This window comes from Rhodococcus sp. USK10 (genome assembly GCF_019378875.1).
GTDB lineage: Bacteria > Actinomycetota > Actinomycetes > Mycobacteriales > Mycobacteriaceae > Rhodococcus_F > Rhodococcus_F pseudokoreensis.
Genome location: NZ_CP076047.1, coordinates 546,899 through 564,535 on the forward strand (window position 1 = coordinate 546,899; position 17,637 = coordinate 564,535).

General features: G+C 61.3%; 14 protein-coding genes and 1 pseudogene. 4 read left to right on the forward strand and 11 right to left on the reverse strand.

What is annotated here, in order from left to right:
• Positions 1-3: 3 nt before the first annotated feature.
• The 11 genes from I1A62_RS03090 to I1A62_RS03140 form a co-directional block, all read right to left on the reverse strand.
• Positions 4-1,398, reverse strand: coding sequence for an IS1380 family transposase (locus I1A62_RS03090; RefSeq protein WP_219454017.1), 1,395 nt, complete (start codon positions 1,396-1,398; stop codon positions 4-6).
• 452 nt (positions 1,399-1,850) lie between these two features.
• Positions 1,851-2,627: an SDR family NAD(P)-dependent oxidoreductase gene (locus tag I1A62_RS03095; RefSeq protein ID WP_219454019.1), complete on the reverse strand. Its 777-nt coding sequence runs from the start codon at positions 2,625-2,627 to the stop codon at positions 1,851-1,853.
• A 307-nt stretch (positions 2,628-2,934) separates the two neighbouring features.
• On the reverse strand, positions 2,935-3,897 hold the full coding sequence (locus I1A62_RS03100; protein ID WP_219454021.1) for an AraC family transcriptional regulator: 963 nt from the start codon (positions 3,895-3,897) through the stop codon (positions 2,935-2,937).
• Between the two features lie 61 nt (positions 3,898-3,958).
• Entirely contained in the window at positions 3,959-4,987 is a 1,029-nt protein-coding gene (locus I1A62_RS03105; protein WP_219454023.1) for a helix-turn-helix domain-containing protein, read from the reverse strand.
• 17 nt (positions 4,988-5,004) lie between these two features.
• A complete protein-coding gene (locus I1A62_RS03110) occupies positions 5,005-6,633 on the reverse strand; it encodes an AMP-binding protein (RefSeq protein WP_219454024.1) in 1,629 nt (542 codons plus the stop codon).
• Positions 6,634-6,761: 128 nt separating this feature from the next.
• Positions 6,762-7,574, reverse strand: coding sequence for an alpha/beta fold hydrolase (locus I1A62_RS03115; RefSeq protein WP_219454026.1), 813 nt, complete (start codon positions 7,572-7,574; stop codon positions 6,762-6,764).
• Positions 7,571-8,839 (reverse strand): LLM class flavin-dependent oxidoreductase, encoded by a 1,269-nt coding sequence (locus I1A62_RS03120; protein ID WP_219454028.1) that lies wholly within the window; start codon positions 8,837-8,839, stop codon positions 7,571-7,573. Before I1A62_RS03120 ends, I1A62_RS03115 begins: the two co-directional genes overlap by 4 nt.
• 17 nt (positions 8,840-8,856) lie before the next feature.
• Positions 8,857-9,444, reverse strand: coding sequence for a flavin reductase family protein (locus tag I1A62_RS03125; protein ID WP_219454030.1), 588 nt, complete (start codon positions 9,442-9,444; stop codon positions 8,857-8,859).
• A gap of 326 nt (positions 9,445-9,770) precedes the next feature.
• Positions 9,771-11,021, reverse strand: coding sequence for an NAD(P)/FAD-dependent oxidoreductase (locus I1A62_RS03130; RefSeq protein WP_219454032.1), 1,251 nt, complete (start codon positions 11,019-11,021; stop codon positions 9,771-9,773).
• A complete protein-coding gene (locus I1A62_RS03135; protein ID WP_219454034.1) occupies positions 11,018-11,212 on the reverse strand; it encodes a ferredoxin in 195 nt (64 codons plus the stop codon). Before I1A62_RS03135 ends, I1A62_RS03130 begins: the two co-directional genes overlap by 4 nt.
• Positions 11,213-11,231: 19 nt before the next feature.
• A complete protein-coding gene (locus tag I1A62_RS03140) occupies positions 11,232-12,416 on the reverse strand; it encodes a cytochrome P450 (protein ID WP_219454036.1) in 1,185 nt (394 codons plus the stop codon).
• A 466-nt stretch (positions 12,417-12,882) separates the two neighbouring features.
• On the opposite strand from I1A62_RS03140, the gene I1A62_RS03145 reads away from it, so the two are divergent.
• From I1A62_RS03145 to I1A62_RS03160, 4 genes and pseudogenes are all read left to right on the forward strand, one after another.
• Positions 12,883-13,527 carry a TetR family transcriptional regulator gene (locus I1A62_RS03145; RefSeq protein WP_219454038.1) on the forward strand — a complete coding sequence of 215 codons (645 nt, stop codon included), beginning with the start codon at positions 12,883-12,885 and terminating at the stop codon, positions 13,525-13,527.
• Positions 13,528-13,752: 225 nt separating this feature from the next.
• Positions 13,753-14,775 carry an NAD(P)-dependent alcohol dehydrogenase gene (locus tag I1A62_RS03150; protein ID WP_219454040.1) on the forward strand — a complete coding sequence of 341 codons (1,023 nt, stop codon included), beginning with the start codon at positions 13,753-13,755 and terminating at the stop codon, positions 14,773-14,775.
• A 64-nt stretch (positions 14,776-14,839) separates the two neighbouring features.
• A pseudogene (locus I1A62_RS03155) lies at positions 14,840-16,270 on the forward strand (glyceraldehyde-3-phosphate dehydrogenase).
• Between the two features lie 216 nt (positions 16,271-16,486).
• Positions 16,487-17,449 (forward strand): SDR family NAD(P)-dependent oxidoreductase, encoded by a 963-nt coding sequence (locus tag I1A62_RS03160; protein ID WP_219454042.1) that lies wholly within the window; start codon positions 16,487-16,489, stop codon positions 17,447-17,449.
• Positions 17,450-17,637: the final 188 nt, after the last annotated feature.

Sequence of the window (17,637 nt, forward strand, 5' to 3'; positions counted from 1 at the left end):
GGTTCAGGCAGCTTGCGGCGGTTCGTAGTCGATGACGTTGTCCCAGAGGGTTGTCCAGTCCGCTTGTCGGGGCCAGTGCGCGGGTAGGTGGAGCACGGGTTTGCGCGCCGGCCGGGCGAATCGGGCAGGGACGTTGACCAAGTGCCGGCGCAGGGTGGCCCCGCGGGCGGCGGCGTGGCGGCCGCCGGCGAGGGTGCCGGCAGCTCGCAGCAGGTTGTAAGCGATCGCCGCGCAGAGCACCCAGGCGCTGTTCGCGCCGAAACGCCCCGACGGGATGTGAGCGAGTGGTCCGTCGATCAGGTCCGCGAACACCGTTTCCACGATCGCGTGTTTGCGGTGCGTGATGTCGGCGTCGACGGTCGGCAGGTCGGAATTGGTGAAGAACGGGTGATAGCGCCATATCGGGAACAACGCATCCGGGTGGTTCGCGTCCTTGACCCGGCGCACGACCAGGCGGGCGGTGACCGTGTGGCGTCCGGAGAACGCGGTGTATGAGGTTTCGGCGACCTCGGCGTCGGAGATCAGCTCCCCGGTGTCGGGGTCGGTGACCGCACCGGGGTAGTGCACCGGCGTCCACTCCTGCTCGTCGATGCTCTCCATGGCCCGGGTGATCCGCGGATTCCGGGTCATCACCAGGGAGAACTCGATACCCGCGGCGACCGCGGCCCCGATGACGGCCTTGTTGCCGAACGCCGAGTCGCCGCGGGCCATGATCTTGCCCGTCGCGCCGCAGGCACGAGCGGTGGTGATCGCCGACCGCAGCTGGGAGGCGGCGCCGCGCCCGGATCCGCTCTTGCCGGCCCGCAGCCGCATCTCCGCGACCACCGGCGCCGCCTGCGCGGTGGACAGCGTCGTGACCAGCGGCGACAGTCCCTTGCGGAGTAGGGCGCGACCGGCGATCTTCGCGTGCCCGTAGGACGCTCCTTGTTTCTGGTGCCCGTAGACCGGACGCAGCAGCGAGTCGATGTCGAGGAACGCCCGCTCCTCGATGCCCGGCAGCAGCGGTGTTCGGGCGGCGAGGCCGATCAGGTGCCGGCGCAGTACCGCCCCGAGCTGCAGGCTGTGGCCGTAGGTGAACTCGCGCAGGAAGATCCCCAGGGTCGAGGGCGCGTAGACCTGATCGAACAGGGCGGGCATCCCGCCGGCCCGGAGCAGGTTCATGTCGTCGATGACGTCCGCTCCGGTGCACATCCCGGCGATGATCGAGGTCAGTTTCCCGACCGGGTTCGCCGCGCCCGAGGCCACCCGCGTGGAGGTGAGGTCGACATGGGCGTCGATCAGCTCCGACAGGCCGGCCTGTTCGGCGAGTTCGAGGACCGGGACCAACCCTGCCGCCGACACGAGATTCATCTCATCGAAGACAGCGGACTCAGCCGTGAACGTGTGCGATGATTGCACTGAAAGTGCCCTTCCGTATGTGGACAATTGTGACGTGAGAATCTTGATTGTCTCACTACGGGAGGCGCTTTCGTCATTCACACGCCGCTCCGGCCGGCGTCGTCTCCACGGATCCAGGCTAAAACGAACAGAAAATTGCCGGAAACGGCCCGCTCTGAGCGGGCGACCCGAGCCAAGGCCAACGCCGATCGCCTGGCTACTTGCATCAGATGATTTCCAACTGCGGTTCAGCACTTGCGCAAATCGTTCGATCAACGAAAAGCGACGAAAAAAAGACTCCATCAGAAGTGGCATGCGGTGCTTGTAGCCCTTCGCCGTCACTGAGGCGTGCAAAGCGTCGTGCCATGTCGAGCCGTTACATGTAAGCATGACCCTCCCATGCAGGGATGACGTGCGCCCACTGACCGCGCGCGGCAAGGCCCTACATCACCACGTCGACCATGAAAGAAACGCTACTGCGCCAGCACTCCACCGTCGGTGACCAGGGTCTGCCCGGTCATGAAATTGGATGCCGCGGAGGCGAGGAATAGTGCTGGTCCTTGAATTTCCTCGGCATCAGCGATACGGCCCATTGGAGTCAGCGCAGTGAGCGCAGACGTCACATCGACGTCGTCAGACGGACCAAGTCCGGTCCTGTAGAACCCCGGGCATAGAGCGTTGATCTGAACGTTCGCCGCAGCGTACTCGAGGCCCATTTCTCGAGTTAGGTTGATGACCGCGCCTTTCGCCGCGTTGTAAGCAGGTATCGGGAAAACACTTGAACTGCCAACCAGGCCCCACATGGATGCGACATTGATAATTTTCCCATTTCCCTGCTCTGCCATAATAGGCAGAACCTCGTTGCAGAAGTAAAACACTCCATGCAGGTCGACATCCATCACTCTGTGCCAGTTCTTTGAAGAGTAGTTGCCAACACGCGATGGGACCGGATCGGCGATGCCCGCGTTATTGACGAGTATGTCGACACGCCCCAGCGCCTCATGCACTGCTCGCACCGTGTCCTGCACCACGCTCTCGGCAGCGACGTCGCACGCGAATGCAAACGTCTTGCGGCCGTATGCCCGCAACGAATCTGCCGTGTCTTGCGCCGCGTTGAGATCGATATCGATGCAAGCCACATCTGCGCCCGCCTCTGCGAACGCGTGCGCAAACTGCGCACCCAGGCCCCGACCCGCCCCGGTGACAAGCGCGGCAGAGCCAGTGAGATCAAATAGGTCATTCTTGTTCATGTTGAACCCTTTGCGCGTGTTGACAACTCGTTAGTGATTGAATGTGTTCTCGACGAATGAGCCGGGTACCCCTCACAAGCGGTTCTGGTACGTCCGTGCATCGACTCGATTGCGTGCGAACACAGGCCAAGACGCGTGGTGCACGTGACCTAGCTCCTACCACGGTGGACCGACTGCTTGCGTCGACACACGCAACACAATCACCGCTAACAAGTACAGGCGCAGGCGGTCAGATTGCCGCCAATGGTCGAGAACATGTCCGCTCTGGACAATCACAATGGCCGTTTCCGGCAATTTTCTGTTCGTTTTAGTCGGTCTTGATAAGTGGTGATCCTGCCGGGCGGTGCAGAGTCTCGCTCGGCAGTACCCCGTAGCGGGTTCGATGGGCTGAGGAGAAGCGGCCAAGGTGGTTGAATCCCCAGCGGCGAGCGATTCCGGACACCGTGCGTTCGCGGGCGTCGGAGGTGACCAACTCGGCGTGTGCCCGGTCGAGCCGGACTTGTCGGAGATGGGCCATCGGGGTGGTGTCGAGGTAGCGTTGAAAACCCTCTTCGAGAGACCGCACACTGATGTGCACGGTCGTTGCCCACTCCACGACGGTGTTCACGGCCATCGGGTTTACTTCGACCAACTCGATGGCTTGCCGGATGATGTGCGGTGGCACTGGTTTGCCGCGTGCCCGCAGCGACTCGGAGTAGTTGTTCGGTTGACACATCAGCAGTGACGTCGCCACCATGTCGGTCAACACACTCGCGGCTACCGGATCGGCGGAAAGCCCTCCGGGACATACTGATTCGGCCTCAAGTAGTCGCAGCGAACGCACCAACGACGTAGCCTGAGGATCGGTCGTATCCAGACCCAGCCGGAACTGGATCGGTTCGGTGGGCGCACGGCCGGTCATCACAGTGAGCCGGTCCTCGAGTGCCTCTCGCTCGATCCGCAAGGACACCAACTCCGAGCCCGGACGCCAATTCTCGAAGTAGGTGACACGCTGCGGATCGACCACGGCCCCGTGGGCACCGGAAACCACTTGATGATTGCTACCCGAACGCACGTCGATCGTGCCCTGGCGAGCAAAACACACCACGTAGATCGACGGCGGCGGCGCCGCCACCGCCACATCGACACCGAACTCGATGTGCCCGAGGCTCAGCCCCGGCAACTCCGTCAACCGCATTCGCAGCACGAAGTCGTCCAACGGACCGCGAATGTTTAAGGTAGCCGGCGAGTACGCCTCGGAGATGGCCGCCTCGGCCTGTTCAGGATCCATGAGCGGCAGCGCCTCCGTCCCGATCCGGCGAGACCACCGCAGCTCATTAAACTGAAATCGCTCAGACAAAATGCACCCCCACCGCCGTCGGCTCGGCATGACGTGAATCGGTCGGGCTGACATCGAAGTGAGCATGAAAGACCCGGGAGAAGTGCGACGCCGAGCTGAAGCCGCTTCGACGCCCCACCTCACCCACACTCATGTAGCGGTTCTCGGGAGAGGACAACAGCCGACGGGCATGTTCAAGACGCAGTTGCTGGACGTGGCGGGCGACGGTGATCCCGCGCGCGGCGAATATACGGCCCAGATGACGCTGACTCAGACTTAGTTCGTGCGCGATGTCCGCGATCGAAAGCCCTGGGTCATCGAGGTGTCGCTCGATGAAGGCCGTGGCCGCCGAGAAGTAGCGGTCGCTGGTCTGCGCTGGCTGTACAGACAATCGCCGGAATGTCCGGAGAGTATTCGCGAGAAGGGATTCACCGAACTCGAGGACGTCGCCGCCGGCTGGACGCTCGAAAACGCTCCGCAGTAAGCCGAGCATTTCACGTGCCGTCTGCGTCTCCACTCCTTGACCGGCGTGACGCATCACCTTGAGTTGACGGAAGCAATCCTGCATCCCGATGTCCGCGAGGTGGTGGCGGGGCAGACTCGCAACAACTGCGTGCATCGCCTCGGAGAAACCGAGCATGAAGGGGCTATCGGAGTCGTAGATGGCAAGCTCCCCCTGCTTCACCAGGACTGGGGGCGATGTCCCGTTGAAATGAAACGACTCACCGGCGATGACGAAGGTGAACATCACCGAATCGATCGGCAGCTGATCGGCCATCGTGGGGGTGCGCTCCACGGTGTGGGCGTTGCCGGTGATGTCGGCAATCGACATTCCGTTGACAACGGCGCTACGCATCGTGCCGAGCAACCCCGACGGCGTGGGCGACCCCGCCCTGAGGCCTATCAGGTGACTCCGGTTGCGGGCTTCCCACACCGCATTACGGAGGCTCGGCCGTACGTCGACCGTGCTGATGATCTCGGTGCCGTTCTTATCGCGGCGGAGCGCGTTTTCGAGCTCGGAGTCGATCTCGGGGTGGCTCATCGTCGGGCCTTACCTGCTCACGGTATCTGCTCGCTCAATCCGAGTGCGCGAGTCGATTCATCTCGCATCTCGACCTTGCGGATCTTGCCGGTGACGGTCATCGGGAAATCATCGACGACCATGACGTAACGGGGGATCTTGTAGTGGGCCAGTTTGCCGCTCGCGAACTCACGGACAGCGTCAGCGGTGAGGGGAGCCGCACCTGCGTGTATTTTGATCCACGCGCACAGCTCCTCGCCGAACTTCTTGTCCGGGACTCCGACTACTTGGACGTCCTCGATGTCAGGGTGGGTGTAGAGAAATTCTTCGATCTCTCGGGGGTAGATGTTTTCCCCTCCGCGAATGACCATGTCTTTGATCCGCCCGACGATTGTGCAGTAACCGTCTTCTCGCATCTCGGCGAGGTCACCGGTGTGCATCCAGCCCTCGTCGTCGATCGCTTCGGCGGTCTTCTCCGAGTCCTCCCAGTATCCCTGCATCACCGAATAGCCTCGGGTGCAGAACTCTCCAGGCTGGCCGCGCTCAACGGTCTCACCGGTAATCGGGTCGACGATCTTGATCTCCAGGTGGGGATGGACGCGCCCGATGGTGGCCGTACGCCGATCCAGGTCATCGTCGGCGCAGGTTTGACACGAGACAGGCGACGTTTCGGTCATGCCGTACGCGATCGACACCTCAGTCATGTGCATGTCGACGACGCATCGCTTCATCACTTCGACCGGGCACGGTGACCCGGCCATGATTCCGGTCCGCAGCGAGGTCAGGTCGAATGTCGAAAAGTCTGCGTGGTTCTGCATGGCGATGAACATCGTCGGCACGCCGTACACGCCGGTGCACCGTTCGGCCTCGATGGTGCGCAGGGTGACGGCGGGGTCGAAGCCTGGCGCCGGGATGATCATCGTGGTGCCGTGGGAGGTGCAGCCCAGGTTGGCCATCACCATGCCGAAGCAATGGTAGAAGGGTACCGGTATGCAGAGTCGGTCGTCCTCGGTCAAGTTGATCAACTCGGTGGTCATGAACCCGTTGTTCAAGATGTTGTGGTGGGTGAGGGTGGCGCCTTTGGGGCTCCCGGTTGTGCCCGAGGTGTACTGAATATTGATGGGATCCGAGGGGTCGAGGGCAGCCATCGTCTCTGGCAGGGTCTGTGACGGCAGGCGTTCTCCCTGAGCGATGAGCTCGGCCCAGTCCTCGGTGTCGAGGTAAATGACGTGCTTCAACGAGGGGCAATCTTGATGGGTCTGCTCGACCATGTCGCGGTAGTTCGATGTTTTGAAGCTGGTGGCAGCGACGAGCAGCGTCACTGAGCTGTGATTGATGGCGAAACTGAACTCATGCGTTCGATAAGCCGGATTGAGATTGACTAGGATCGCACCAATTTTGGCGGTGGCGTACTGGGTGAGAGTCCATTCCGCGCAGTTCGGTGACCAAATACCCACTCGGTCGCCCTTGGCGACGCCTGAGGCGATCAATCCGCGGGCGACCCGGTTGACGTCGGCGTCAAACTCTGCCCAGGTCCAGCGTCGTCCGGTCGCGATTTCGACCAGCGCTTCGCGGTCGGGCCGCGCGGCCACGGTGCGTTCGAGGTTCGCACCGATCGTTTCTTCCAAGAGCGCCGGGTGTGTTTTCCCCGAGTCGAAAGACAGCATTTACTACACCTCCGATGTCAGCTTTCAACAGGACGTGGTCCTGCTCGTGCCCTGGGCCGCCAGGTCTTTCCGAAGGAACTGGCGACCCTGGGGCACTGGTCACGCCCAGAAGGGCTTGAGGAGCATCGTCATGGGTTCGAAAGGAACTCGGACACCAACGCCAGCGTCTCTTCCATCTGCTCGACCTGCGGAATGTGACCAGACTTGGGCAGCACGTGCACTGCGCTACCCGGTATTCGTGCGCCGTACTCGGCTGCGTAAGACGACGGAATGATTCGGTCGTCCTCACCCCACACGACGAGGACCGGAGCAGTGATCCTGTGTAGACGTCGCGAAAGGCCGCGGTCGGGAACGGGCCATAGGAACTTGGCACCGCATCCCTGGATCCACACGAGGTGCGCCAACGCGTCCACGGCCGCTTTAGGATCGTCGGGAAGGGCCAACATGGCACGAGGCCGCTCTGCCGAGGGATCGCTAAACAGCAGACCTGGCGCTTCCGATGGCGGCGACGTCAGGATGTCGAGCGTCCAGGGCTTGTCCTCGAACCACAGTCCCGCCGGGCCCAGCAAAGCCACCTTTTCGAACAGATCCGGGAAGAAGGATGCGAGTTCGGCCGCCAACATGCCGCCGAAGGACTGTCCGATGACCGGCGCCCCTCGGATGCCGAGCTTGCCCAGAGCCTGTTCGTAAATCAACACCAGCTCGGGGATGTCGGTGACCTTGTGGATGGCGAAGGGGTCGTCCTCACTGGTTCCGGGCAATTCTGGTGCGTAGATCGTGTGGGTACGGGCAATTTCGTCGAGAAAGTCGTCGCGCACGAATCCGCCGAGTGGGTGCAGGTAGACAAGAGCGGGTCCGGTACCGAATACCTTGAATTGCAGGTTGATTTGGTCTCCCCAGACGCTGACGGTCTGGGTCTCGACGGTGATTTGAGATGTCATTTGAGTCGTGCTCCTGCCGTGTCCGCTTGCCTGCTGGATGCCGGCTGACCCCCGAGAGCGACGGGCCACCAGCGATTGTCGTCGTCATATTCCGACCAGAGAGGTTGCAGATGCGGCGCCACATCGCTCGTGAACAGGTCGATGTTGCGCTTGGTGAGTTCGATCGGCATCGAGCCAACCTGGAGAAAGATTTGAAGCTGGCCGATCCGAAAACTGCGGGCGTAATCTGCGAGCTTTTCTCGGACTGTGGCCGCGCTTCCGGCGACGATCAGACCTGAGCGCACCGCGTCGGCGTAAGACGGGGCCGGGAGGTTGGCGGGCGGCGCTGGCTGTGCCAACAGAACTTTCAGGCCCTGAGGGCTGATTCCCCCGGGTAGCGCAAGGCGGTGCATGGGGATGTGTCCGAGCCCGCGAGACAGGTGGTACTCCACGTGCTTGCTGTAGAGATTCTCGGCGTCCTGGTCGGTCTCGCCGACCAGCACCGTCACTGCTATCGAGGCCCGATAGGGGTTGGTATCCATCCCCATGTCCGAGGCCATCGACCACATGCTGTCGAAGATCGGTGCGGCGCCGATCTTCGGGTCGCTCCCTAGCGTGACGAGATTGAATCCCAGGTCTCGCTCGAGTGCAAAGCGGGTCGTCGCTGGATTCCCGATACCAGTGATGCTGATCGGCGGATGCGGATCCTGGTAGGGCCGAGGCCAGATGTTCACGCTCATCGACTGGGAGTAACGACCGTTCCAGGCGAAGGGCTCGCGCTCGGTCCACGCTCGCAGGATCAGCTCGAGGTTCTCGTCATAGCGCCCGCGAGTCTCGATGGGGGGGACGCCTGCATTGACGTTGGCGTCGTATGCGAGGCCCACGGGGAATCCGGACAGCAGCCGGCCACCGCTGATGGAGTCGATCCACGCCAGTTCCTCGGCGACCCGGACCGGCTCGCGGCTTTTGCCCAACGACCGTCCGAGCGTGTAAATGCCGACCCTCAGACCCTCAGCCTCTGTCGCATACGCCAAGGCCGCAGCACCGAGGTCAGGATTGGGATTGATGTCGTAGGAGCTGCTTCCGTGTTCTTGCAGCGCGACAGCGTCGAACCCGGCACGGGCAGCATGCATCGACTCGTCGAGCGCGGCGCGCAGGTCGGTGTGCATGAGATCCCGGTCGACGAGCTCGTCAAAAGGGTTGGTCACCACCGACTCGCTGTGACGTGCCGCGAAGTCGTCCGGCAGGTGCCGGTAGGGGATTTGCTGGACGTATGTGAGTTTCATTTCATTCCTTTGCTCGGTCAGGCGGGGACAACATGGTTGCTGGAGCCGGCGTCGCTCCACAGCTCGAGATCGCGGCCGCGGTCGAGCCGGTCTACCGGTGAAGGCAGCCAAGAATGTCGGCTTGCAGGCTTTTCGGTGCGGAAGGTGCCAGCGTGGAAGATCAGGGGGTCCACGGCATCGTGGCCGTACGCGACGACTTCTCCGATGAACAAGATGTGGTCACCGGCCTCGATGCTGCGCCACGGCGCGCATTGCAGCCAGGCGGCGCACTCCCGCAGGCGGGGGACGTCGGTATCGCGGTGCCAGGGGACGCGAAGGCTCTCGCTGGGTCGGCCCGCGAAGTGCATAGCGACGTCGTGTTGATGAGCTCCCAGAACATTGACCGCGAACCGGGCGTCCTGTAGACCGCTTCGGGCGCGGGCGCTCGAAGCGATCGAGACGAGGACCAAAGCTGGGTCCAGAGAGACCGAGACGAACGAGTTGACGGTGACCCCGCGAGGTCCGTCCGGGGCGTCGTAGGTGATCACCGCAACCCCGGTAGGGAAAGAGCCAAAACATCTGCGGAGGTCGAGATGGTTGGGTCGAGATGCTGATTTGGAAGACATGGCACTGACTCCTAACTGGGCCCGACCGGTGAGTTCCCTTGAGGGGTGATTCGTTTCACTCTAAGGCCGAATGTGAATGCTTAGTTACATTCTCATATTGTCGGCGTTGTGTCAACGGTCACATGCGAGCTGGCGGGTCCTATTCGAGGACGCCTCGTGTCCGCCATGCAGCATGGTGCGATCTCTGGGACAGGCCTTGACTACGCCTACGGCATGCATGGAGCGGGGTGCGCCTTGCAGGCGCTTTTTCGGGGATAACGTCGAATCCAGCCGGTAGGAGCCGTGGACTGGTCTCGAAAAATGAACGGTTTGAACGATTTCCGGCGTCAGAGGGTGGACGTAGAGTTGCGCGACAACTGATCCTCGATCAGCGCGCGTGCTGCGCGCACACTCGAACGTTGTTCTGCTGCTTTCCGTAAGAGCAGTGTGGCTCGCGGCCAATTGACGATGAAGCTGCCGACAAGGCCCTGCTTTTCGTCGGAGTACAGAACCGCCGTCCTCGTGTGTGCTCCGTTGAACGTTCCGAGGGTCGCGCTTGGATAGCCGTGTCGGGGCTGGCCGACGATCTGTATCTTCCAGCCGTAGATTTCGCTCCAGACATAATCTATTTTTTGATCGTCGTCTTGAGGTGGAACACCACAGAGCCGGCGTCCCACCAAATTGGCCTGCTCCACCGCACGAGTCCAGTGCTGGCCCCGTCGCGCGGTAGGCGCGTGTGGACCCGTCCAGCACGCAACGTCGCCGATAGCAGAGATATCTGATCTGCCGCTTGCGCGGCCTTGTTCGTCGCACAGCACTCCATCGCCGATTGTCAGGCCAGAGTCGTTGAGCCACTGCAGATTCGGCGTTGTGCCGATTCCTACCACGACCAAAGTAGCCGACAAATGCCTACCGTTGTCGAGCAATACGTGGATTCCGTTCGGGTGCGAAGTCAGTGTCGACACCCTGCACCCAAAGTGTGTTTCCACGGAGTGCTGCCGGTGCAGTTTGGCCAATTCCTCGCCCACGATAGGACCCAGATCGTGAACCAGCGGTGCGGTCGACGGTGCCACGATCGACACTCGGAGATTGAGCGTCCGTGCCGCCGCCGCCACCTCGGAACCGATGAAACCTGATCCGATGACAACCACATGACCGGAGCCGGCCGAGGCCTCGCTGTGAAGCGCCTCTCGTAGGCCTAGGCAGTCGTCGAGCCCGCGCAACACATGAAGCCTAGGCATTTGCCCCCAGGGTGAGGGACGCGCTGAAGCCCCGGTGGCGATGACCAGGTGGTCGTAGGGGACCTCTCGATGATCAGCCAAAGCGACTCGTTTCGCAGTCACGTCTAGACCGACTGCTGGTGTACCGAGCAAGAGTTCGATGTGGTTTGATCTCGCTTCGTGCTCGGTCAGCAGTGGCGTGGGCGACATTCCAGCACGATCCGTTAACATGTGTTTCGACAGTGGTGGCCGATCGTAGGGCAGGTGGGGTTCCGCGCCTACGACAACGACGCGCCCGAGCCAGCCCTCCGTGCGGAGGGACTGTGCTGTGCGAATGCCCGCTACGGAGGAACCAACGATCAGTGCGGTGCCGCTCATTTGTCCACCCGTAGCGCATTCACCGGGCAGGCACGTACGGCACTCTCGGCTTTGCTGACCTCGGCCTCGTCGACGCGGTCTCTGATCAGTATGACCACCCCGTCGTCATCCAGGTCGACGAGTTCTGGGGCCGCCATCACACAGTTTCCGTAGCCTTCGCACCGGGCTCTGTCTGCATGTATCTGAGTCATTTTCGATCCCCTCTGAGATTTACCGGTGGGCCACGACCGGTAGCCGGTCCAACGAACGTGTGATGTTTGTGAATCGCCGTCGCGGTTCTCCTGCGGATTCCCAAGCCCTCACGTGTCGGGTTAGTGCGTGCAGGACGGCGTGAGCTTCCATCCTTGCAAGTCCCTGACCTGGGCACGCGTGGGTTCCTAGCCCGAACGCGACATGGTCGACATTCTGGCGCCGGACATCGAACCGATCCGGATCAGCGTATTTCCGCTCATCCCGGTTTGCGGCTCCATAGAAGATGACAACCCGGGCGTTCTCAGGTATCGAAAAACCCTCTGTTGTGTAAGTTCGTCGAGTGACCCGGGAGAACGCCTGAATCGGGGATTCGAGGCGGATAACCTCGTTGAACGCGCCGGGAATCAGTGCCGGGTTCTCGCGTAGTGCTTCCCACTGGTCCGGGTTGTCAACAAACAGCTGGATTGCACTACCGAGGGCGCTGATGGTGGTGTCCATTGCCGGAAGTGCGTAGCTAGACATGAGCGGGACTACCGCTTCTTCAGGAATATCCCCGCGCTCGGCGGCCTCGTGAATGGTAGTGGCAAAGCCTCCAGGGATCATCCGGTCACGCGTGCAGGTGGTTGCCAACCAACCGAAGAGTTCGTCCACCGCCGGCAGGGCTGCTTGCATCCGTTCATTGGCAGGACCGTTGATATCACCGAAACGCTCAGCCCAACCCAACAGTTGATCGCGTCCTTCCGGTGGGAACCCCAACAGGTCCAAGACAACTGCGACCGGCACCGCGCGGGCCAAATCCGTTATCGCGTCAAATGAGCCCCGTGACACCAAATCTTCGACGTGTCGGTCCACCCTGTCCTCGATGTCGGCTTTCATCTCGCGAAGCGATCGGGGCGCCAGGCGCTCGGCCAGGACAGCACGGTATCGAGCGTGCTCCGGGGGGTCCGTTGCGATAAGGGTGCCTTCAAACGAGCTGTTCGACACATCGTTCAGCCCCACGCCGTCCGCCGAAGAAAACGTATGCGAGTCAGTGAGGGCATCCACCACCTGTGCATGTCGGGATAGCGCGACAACATTGTGTTGAGTCAACTCGACTAACGGGCCAAGGTCCCGGAGCTGTTGAAAGTACGGGTACGGATCCGCGAGTGCCTCGTCGGAGAAGGGATCGATATCACTGTTTGGCAAACTCAAGCTCGTAGTCATCTGACGCTCTTTCGGTACGTAAGGGGAGTGGAGTGTCGGAGCTGGCGGTTCTTAGGTGCAGGTGCAGTTGGCAAGCTTGGGCGTTCGTCTGGCCGACGGGCATATGCACCGGTCTTCGGAGGCGTACGCGAACCGCGGTGGCTGAAAAAATGAGGCACGGCCGAATGTGCATGCGTGATTACATTCGCATTCTCGGTCGAAGGTGTCAAGGGTCACATTTCAGAGAGCTGGCGCAGGGGCTGGGCGATCCTTGTCCCGCACGGCGGCGGGACGTGGCCGTGTCTGTATACGATCCTTGTCCCGCACGGCGGCGGGACGTGGCCGTGTCTGTATAGAGGGTGGGCGCCAGCGCTGAACGAGAATTAGGGATGCTCATACCCTGTGAAGGCCAGGGAACCTAGCTGTTCGTCGTCGCCGCTGTTGAGTGCAGAGCACCTGCACGTAACAGCCTCGCTAGACTCGTTCGATGACGCCTTCTGTTCCTGATGTACCTCGTGCGGTGCAGGAGCGCAGCAAGCGAACGCACAAACGGATATACCTCGCCGGTATCGAAGTCCTCGAGAAGCAAGGTCCCAGCGCGTTGACGATCGCCAACGTTGCCGCCGCAGCAGGGGTCTCAACGGGCAGCGTGTACCGGCGGTTCGGCTCCAAGGAGCAGTTGCTCACCGTCATCCAGCATGAGTTCGTCGAGGAGTTCAAGACAGAGATGGCGAGCAGGCTCAATGCGGAGCACGTGGAGCGCGATGCCCCGTTGCGTCAAGCGGTGCGCGTGGCGGTTCGTGGATTTGCCGAAACTTTCGAAGCTCGCCAGCGTCTCTTGCGGGAGCTCATGCTGGTCTCGACGGAGAACCCCGGAGTGTTGGACGTGGGTTCTCGTGGGGCGATCGAATGCGGCACCATGTTCCGCGAGTTGCTGCTGGGCGTCGCAGACAAGATTACGCACCCGCAACCGGAGGAGGCCATCGATTATGCCTATCGCATGCTCTACTCCGTGTGCGCATTTCGGGCGCTCTTCGGGGAGAACGTCGAGTCCAGACGCCCGGCGCCGTGGACTGCGCTCATCGAGGAAACGGCGTCGGCCCTGTGCGCCTATCTGAGCGCGGATGGCTAGACAAACTGTCCAGGAAATAGCGCCTTAAACGTTGCGATCTGCCAGGACCGTGCGCAGTCATGTCCGAGATGGACATTGCAGTGGTCGTTTCGGACGTAATCGCAGACGACGACCACGGTCTCGGCTCGAGGTCCTTTACTTGGCCACGATCCCGCACCGAATGATGTAGCCGACACATCGGCTCTTGTTGCGGCGTTGATATCGATACCGCTGGAAAGGCTCATCATGAAAGCCGCACGACTGCACACCTTTGGCGACGGATTCATCCTCGAGGAGGTGTCCACGCCGACTCCTGGGCCCGGACAAGTACTGATCCGGATCGCCGGCGCGGGCGCCTGTCATTCCGATCTGCACATTGCGTCGGGCGAAACGCCGGGCATCGTTCTACCGCACACCCTGGGGCACGAGAATGCGGGTTGGGTTGAGTCTTTCGGCGACGGCGCTGAGGGGCATGGCCTAAAAGTCGGGGATGCGGTCGTGGTCTTCGGAGGTTGGGGCTGCGGAAACTGCAGTTTTTGTCTCGGCGGCAACGAGCAGATGTGCGACACGTTCCGGTGGGGCGGGATGGGGCCAGAAGGCGGCTATGCCGAGTACCTCCTGGTTCCCTCAATTCGGCACCTCTTGCCGGCCGACGGACTCGACCCTGTCCTGGCCGCACCGCTGACTGATGCTGCGCTTACGCCCTACTCGGCAGTCAAGAAAACGTTGCCGCACCTTGCCGCGGGCGCAAGTGCGGTATTGATCGGAGCCGGCGGGCTCGGCCAGTACGGGGTGCAATTCCTCAAACTTCTCTCACCCGCCAAGGTGGTCGTGGTCGAGCCCGATCCTGACAAGCGGGCCCTGGCGCAGACATTGGGTGCCGACGTGGTCATCGACCCGCAGGACGCGAACGCACTGGCAGCGATTGAGGACGCGGTCGGCGCGAACGGTGCAGCCGCCGTACTCGACTTCGTCGGAGTCGACTCGAGCATGGCGCTCGGCGCGGCTGTCCTCAGTCGCGGCGGCCTTTTCGTGCTTGTCGGCTTGGCGGGCGGGTCGGTGCCGTTCTCGTTCTTGGGGCTCGCCCCGGAAGCGATGCTGATGTCGAGCAACTGGGGGTCGCGCAACGAGCTGGCGGAGGTGCTGGCGATTGCGCGTACCGGGAAGCTGGTCTCCACGATCGAGCGGTTTCCGTTGTCGGACATCAACGAGGTATTCGACCGGTTGGGTCGCGGTCGCATCACCGGGCGAGCTGTACTCGTCCCCTGACCACCGACGCTGGCGACATCTAAAGACCAGATGAACCGGGGGCTTCACACAAGTAGAAGAGACTATGACAAGCAACACATTGGCGAACTGGAACGCGAGTGAGACGCTCGCCGAGGCGATGATTCCCGTCGTCGGTCGACTCGACCGAGATCACGGAGTCACGGTTGTGATCCACGGTCGCTCTCGTGAACAAATCGGCGATCACGATCCTTCGAACGCATCGCTTTAGCCGGCAGCTAGACGGTAGCGAGTTGTCCGTGCATGACACATTCCCGCTGCTCGAAGCAATTGCGCGACTCTCGCTCAAACCCGCGCACATTGACCTCGGCGTGCTGGCTGCCATGCTCCGAGAGCACCACGGCGAAGAGTCGATAGACGACTTCGTCGCAGACTCTCTTGCTGGCGCGATCGGCTGAAACTCACCTACCGATCATAAGCCTCGCGATGTCGTCCTTTACGGGTTCGGTCGAATCGGTCGTCTGGTCGCGCGACTACTCATCGAAAAGGCCGGCGCGGGCAAGGGGCTCAACCTTCGGGCCGTCGTTGTGCGACGCGGCAGTGACAATGATCTGGTGAAAAGGGCGTCGCTGCTACGGCGAGACTCTGTGCACGGTCAGTTCAACGGAACGATTCAGGTCGAGGCGTCCAACAATGTGGTGATAGCCAACGGAAACGTGATCAAGTTCATCTACAGTGATTCCCTTGAGGGTAACGATTACACCCGATACGGGATCAGCAATGCCATTCTCATCGACAGCACGGGGATATGGCGAACACGTGAGCAATTGTCTCGGCATCTGGGTCCGGGAGTGTCGAAAGTTGTACTCACGGCGCCGGGTAAGGGCGATATACCGAATGTCGTCTATGGCGTGAACCATCGCGCTCTCAATCAATCCGAGCGCATCATCTCGTGCGCATCGTGCACGACCAACGCCATTGTTCCACCACTGAAGGCTTTGGAGGGCGAGTATGGGGTTGTGAGGGGCCACGTCGAGACGGTTCACTCGTTCACCAACGATCAGAACCTATTGGACAATTACCACCAGGCAGACCGCCGCGGACGGGCAGCGCCGTTCAATCTGGTGCTCACCGAGACCGGAGCCGCGTCTGCCATCGCCAAGGCCCTTCCTGATCTCCGAGCGAGGATCACCGGAAACTCGATCCGGGTGCCCACACCGAATGTGTCGATTGCGATTCTGAACCTTCAGTTGCGAAGAGGGTATGCAGAGGAGAACTCCTTGAGCACCTGCGGCAGGCGTCTCTGATAGGTCCGCTGAGTCGCTGTGTTGACTACACGGCCGCCGCCGATGTTGTGTCGAGCGACTTCATCGGATCACTTGCGGCTGCGATCGTCGATGCAAACGCGACCGTCGTGCACGATGACAACGCAATTCTGTATGTCTGGTACGACAACGAATTCGGCTATTCGTGCCAGGTAACTCGCACCGTGCAGTTCATAGCCGGAGTCGAGCAGCGTACATATCCCCAGGGCTAAGGCCCAGCACTCGGCGTGACGTTATGCGCCGCGCCTTGCCCGAGGCGGACCTCGCCTTAGCCCGTTTCGGACGCGTTTCGTCAACTGCCGTTTGCAACTTCGCCATTTACCTTTACTTGGGCGAGTCGTCAGTTCGCTTGGAAGCGGGGACGGGTTGGACTGGCTTGTAACGACAGCCTCTCCGGAGACAGAAGCTAGGGCGCAAGGACCGAGACCGTGAACGACGTTGTACAGGAGATGAATATGATAGACGCTGAGAGGCTCAATTTCGACGGACGCGTCGCGCTCGTAACCGGGGCAGGATCCGGAATGGGGCGTGAGCACGCTGTGATGTTGGCATCCCGAGGTGCCAAGGTCGTTGTTAATGACATAGCGACAAGAGCAGCCGCTGATACCGTGCGAGCGATTACCGATGCCGGTGGGACGGCAGTGGCTGACAATAATAATGTCGTCACTAACGCTTCGGAACTCGTTAGATCCGCCATTGACAATTACAGCCGCCTGGACATCGTTATCAACAACGCCGGTATCGCGGGATTCGGTTGTTTCTGGGAGATGGATGAAGGGCATTGGTGGAATATTTTCGACACTCACGTCAGAGGTACTGTCGAGGTATCACGCCACGCGATGCCACATCTCATCACTTCGGGTAGTGGTCGACTAATCAATACGTCGTCGCACGGCATGCTCGGCACCCCACACGGTTCGGCGTACAGCGCTGCTAAGGCAGCGATTTGGGGGTTCAGCAACAGCTTGGCCGACGAGGCCGGCGCTGCCGGAGTGCAGGTCAACACTGTGATGCCATCGGCGTGGACTCCAATGACCGCGAACTCGTTCGACAATCCGGCGGTCGCGAAATTTCTGCAGGAGCGGCTTCCGGCGAACGCCGTAGCCGCCTTTGTGACATGGCTCGCGCATCAGGACACTACAGTGCATGGAGAGACTTTCCAATCTGCTGGGGTTTCAGCCGTCCGAACCGTGTTCAGCGTGAGGCCCCGCGTCCGAGTTGAGAGCGCTACCCCCGAAGATTGGGCGCACAACGCAGAGTCCTTACTGCGGGACGGAGAACTTACACCGATACGCAATGGGATTGAGTCGTTCCGCGCCGAGATCGTCTCGTTCGACCCATCAATGGATGCCGAGATCGCCAGAGCAGGCGGGGCGATAGAACCAAAATAGGTAACGTGGCGTCCGCACGCGCGCTTCTGCTGACTGCGGACGACAGTTTCCCGACTGAGTCGGGTAGTAACTTTTGGGCCTGGATGGTGGTGGTTACACGGGCCGGTGACCTGCTCGAAGGCAAGATCGCTTTGTCATCGGAGGCCAGGGGACTAAGCCCGGATACACCGATTCGGTTGGGGTGGCGA

Coding starts and splice junctions, on each gene's coding strand:
- I1A62_RS03105 (WP_219454023.1), bottom strand. CDS start 4,987: ATGAGCCACCCCGAGATCGACTCCGAGCTCGAAAACGCGCTCCGCCGC.
- I1A62_RS03120 (WP_219454028.1), bottom strand. CDS start 8,839: ATGAAACTCACATACGTCCAGCAAATCCCCTACCGGCACCTGCCGGAC.
- I1A62_RS03150 (WP_219454040.1), top strand. CDS start 13,753: ATGAAAGCCGCACGACTGCACACCTTTGGCGACGGATTCATCCTCGAG.
- I1A62_RS03095 (WP_219454019.1), bottom strand. CDS start 2,627: ATGAACAAGAATGACCTATTTGATCTCACTGGCTCTGCCGCGCTTGTC.
- I1A62_RS03125 (WP_219454030.1), bottom strand. CDS start 9,444: ATGTCTTCCAAATCAGCATCTCGACCCAACCATCTCGACCTCCGCAGA.
- I1A62_RS03130 (WP_219454032.1), bottom strand. CDS start 11,021: ATGAGCGGCACCGCACTGATCGTTGGTTCCTCCGTAGCGGGCATTCGC.
- I1A62_RS03145 (WP_219454038.1), top strand. CDS start 12,883: ATGACGCCTTCTGTTCCTGATGTACCTCGTGCGGTGCAGGAGCGCAGC.
- I1A62_RS03135 (WP_219454034.1), bottom strand. CDS start 11,212: ATGACTCAGATACATGCAGACAGAGCCCGGTGCGAAGGCTACGGAAAC.
- I1A62_RS03100 (WP_219454021.1), bottom strand. CDS start 3,897: ATGGATCCTGAACAGGCCGAGGCGGCCATCTCCGAGGCGTACTCGCCG.
- I1A62_RS03140 (WP_219454036.1), bottom strand. CDS start 12,416: ATGACTACGAGCTTGAGTTTGCCAAACAGTGATATCGATCCCTTCTCC.
- I1A62_RS03115 (WP_219454026.1), bottom strand. CDS start 7,574: ATGACATCTCAAATCACCGTCGAGACCCAGACCGTCAGCGTCTGGGGA.
- I1A62_RS03110 (WP_219454024.1), bottom strand. CDS start 6,633: ATGCTGTCTTTCGACTCGGGGAAAACACACCCGGCGCTCTTGGAAGAA.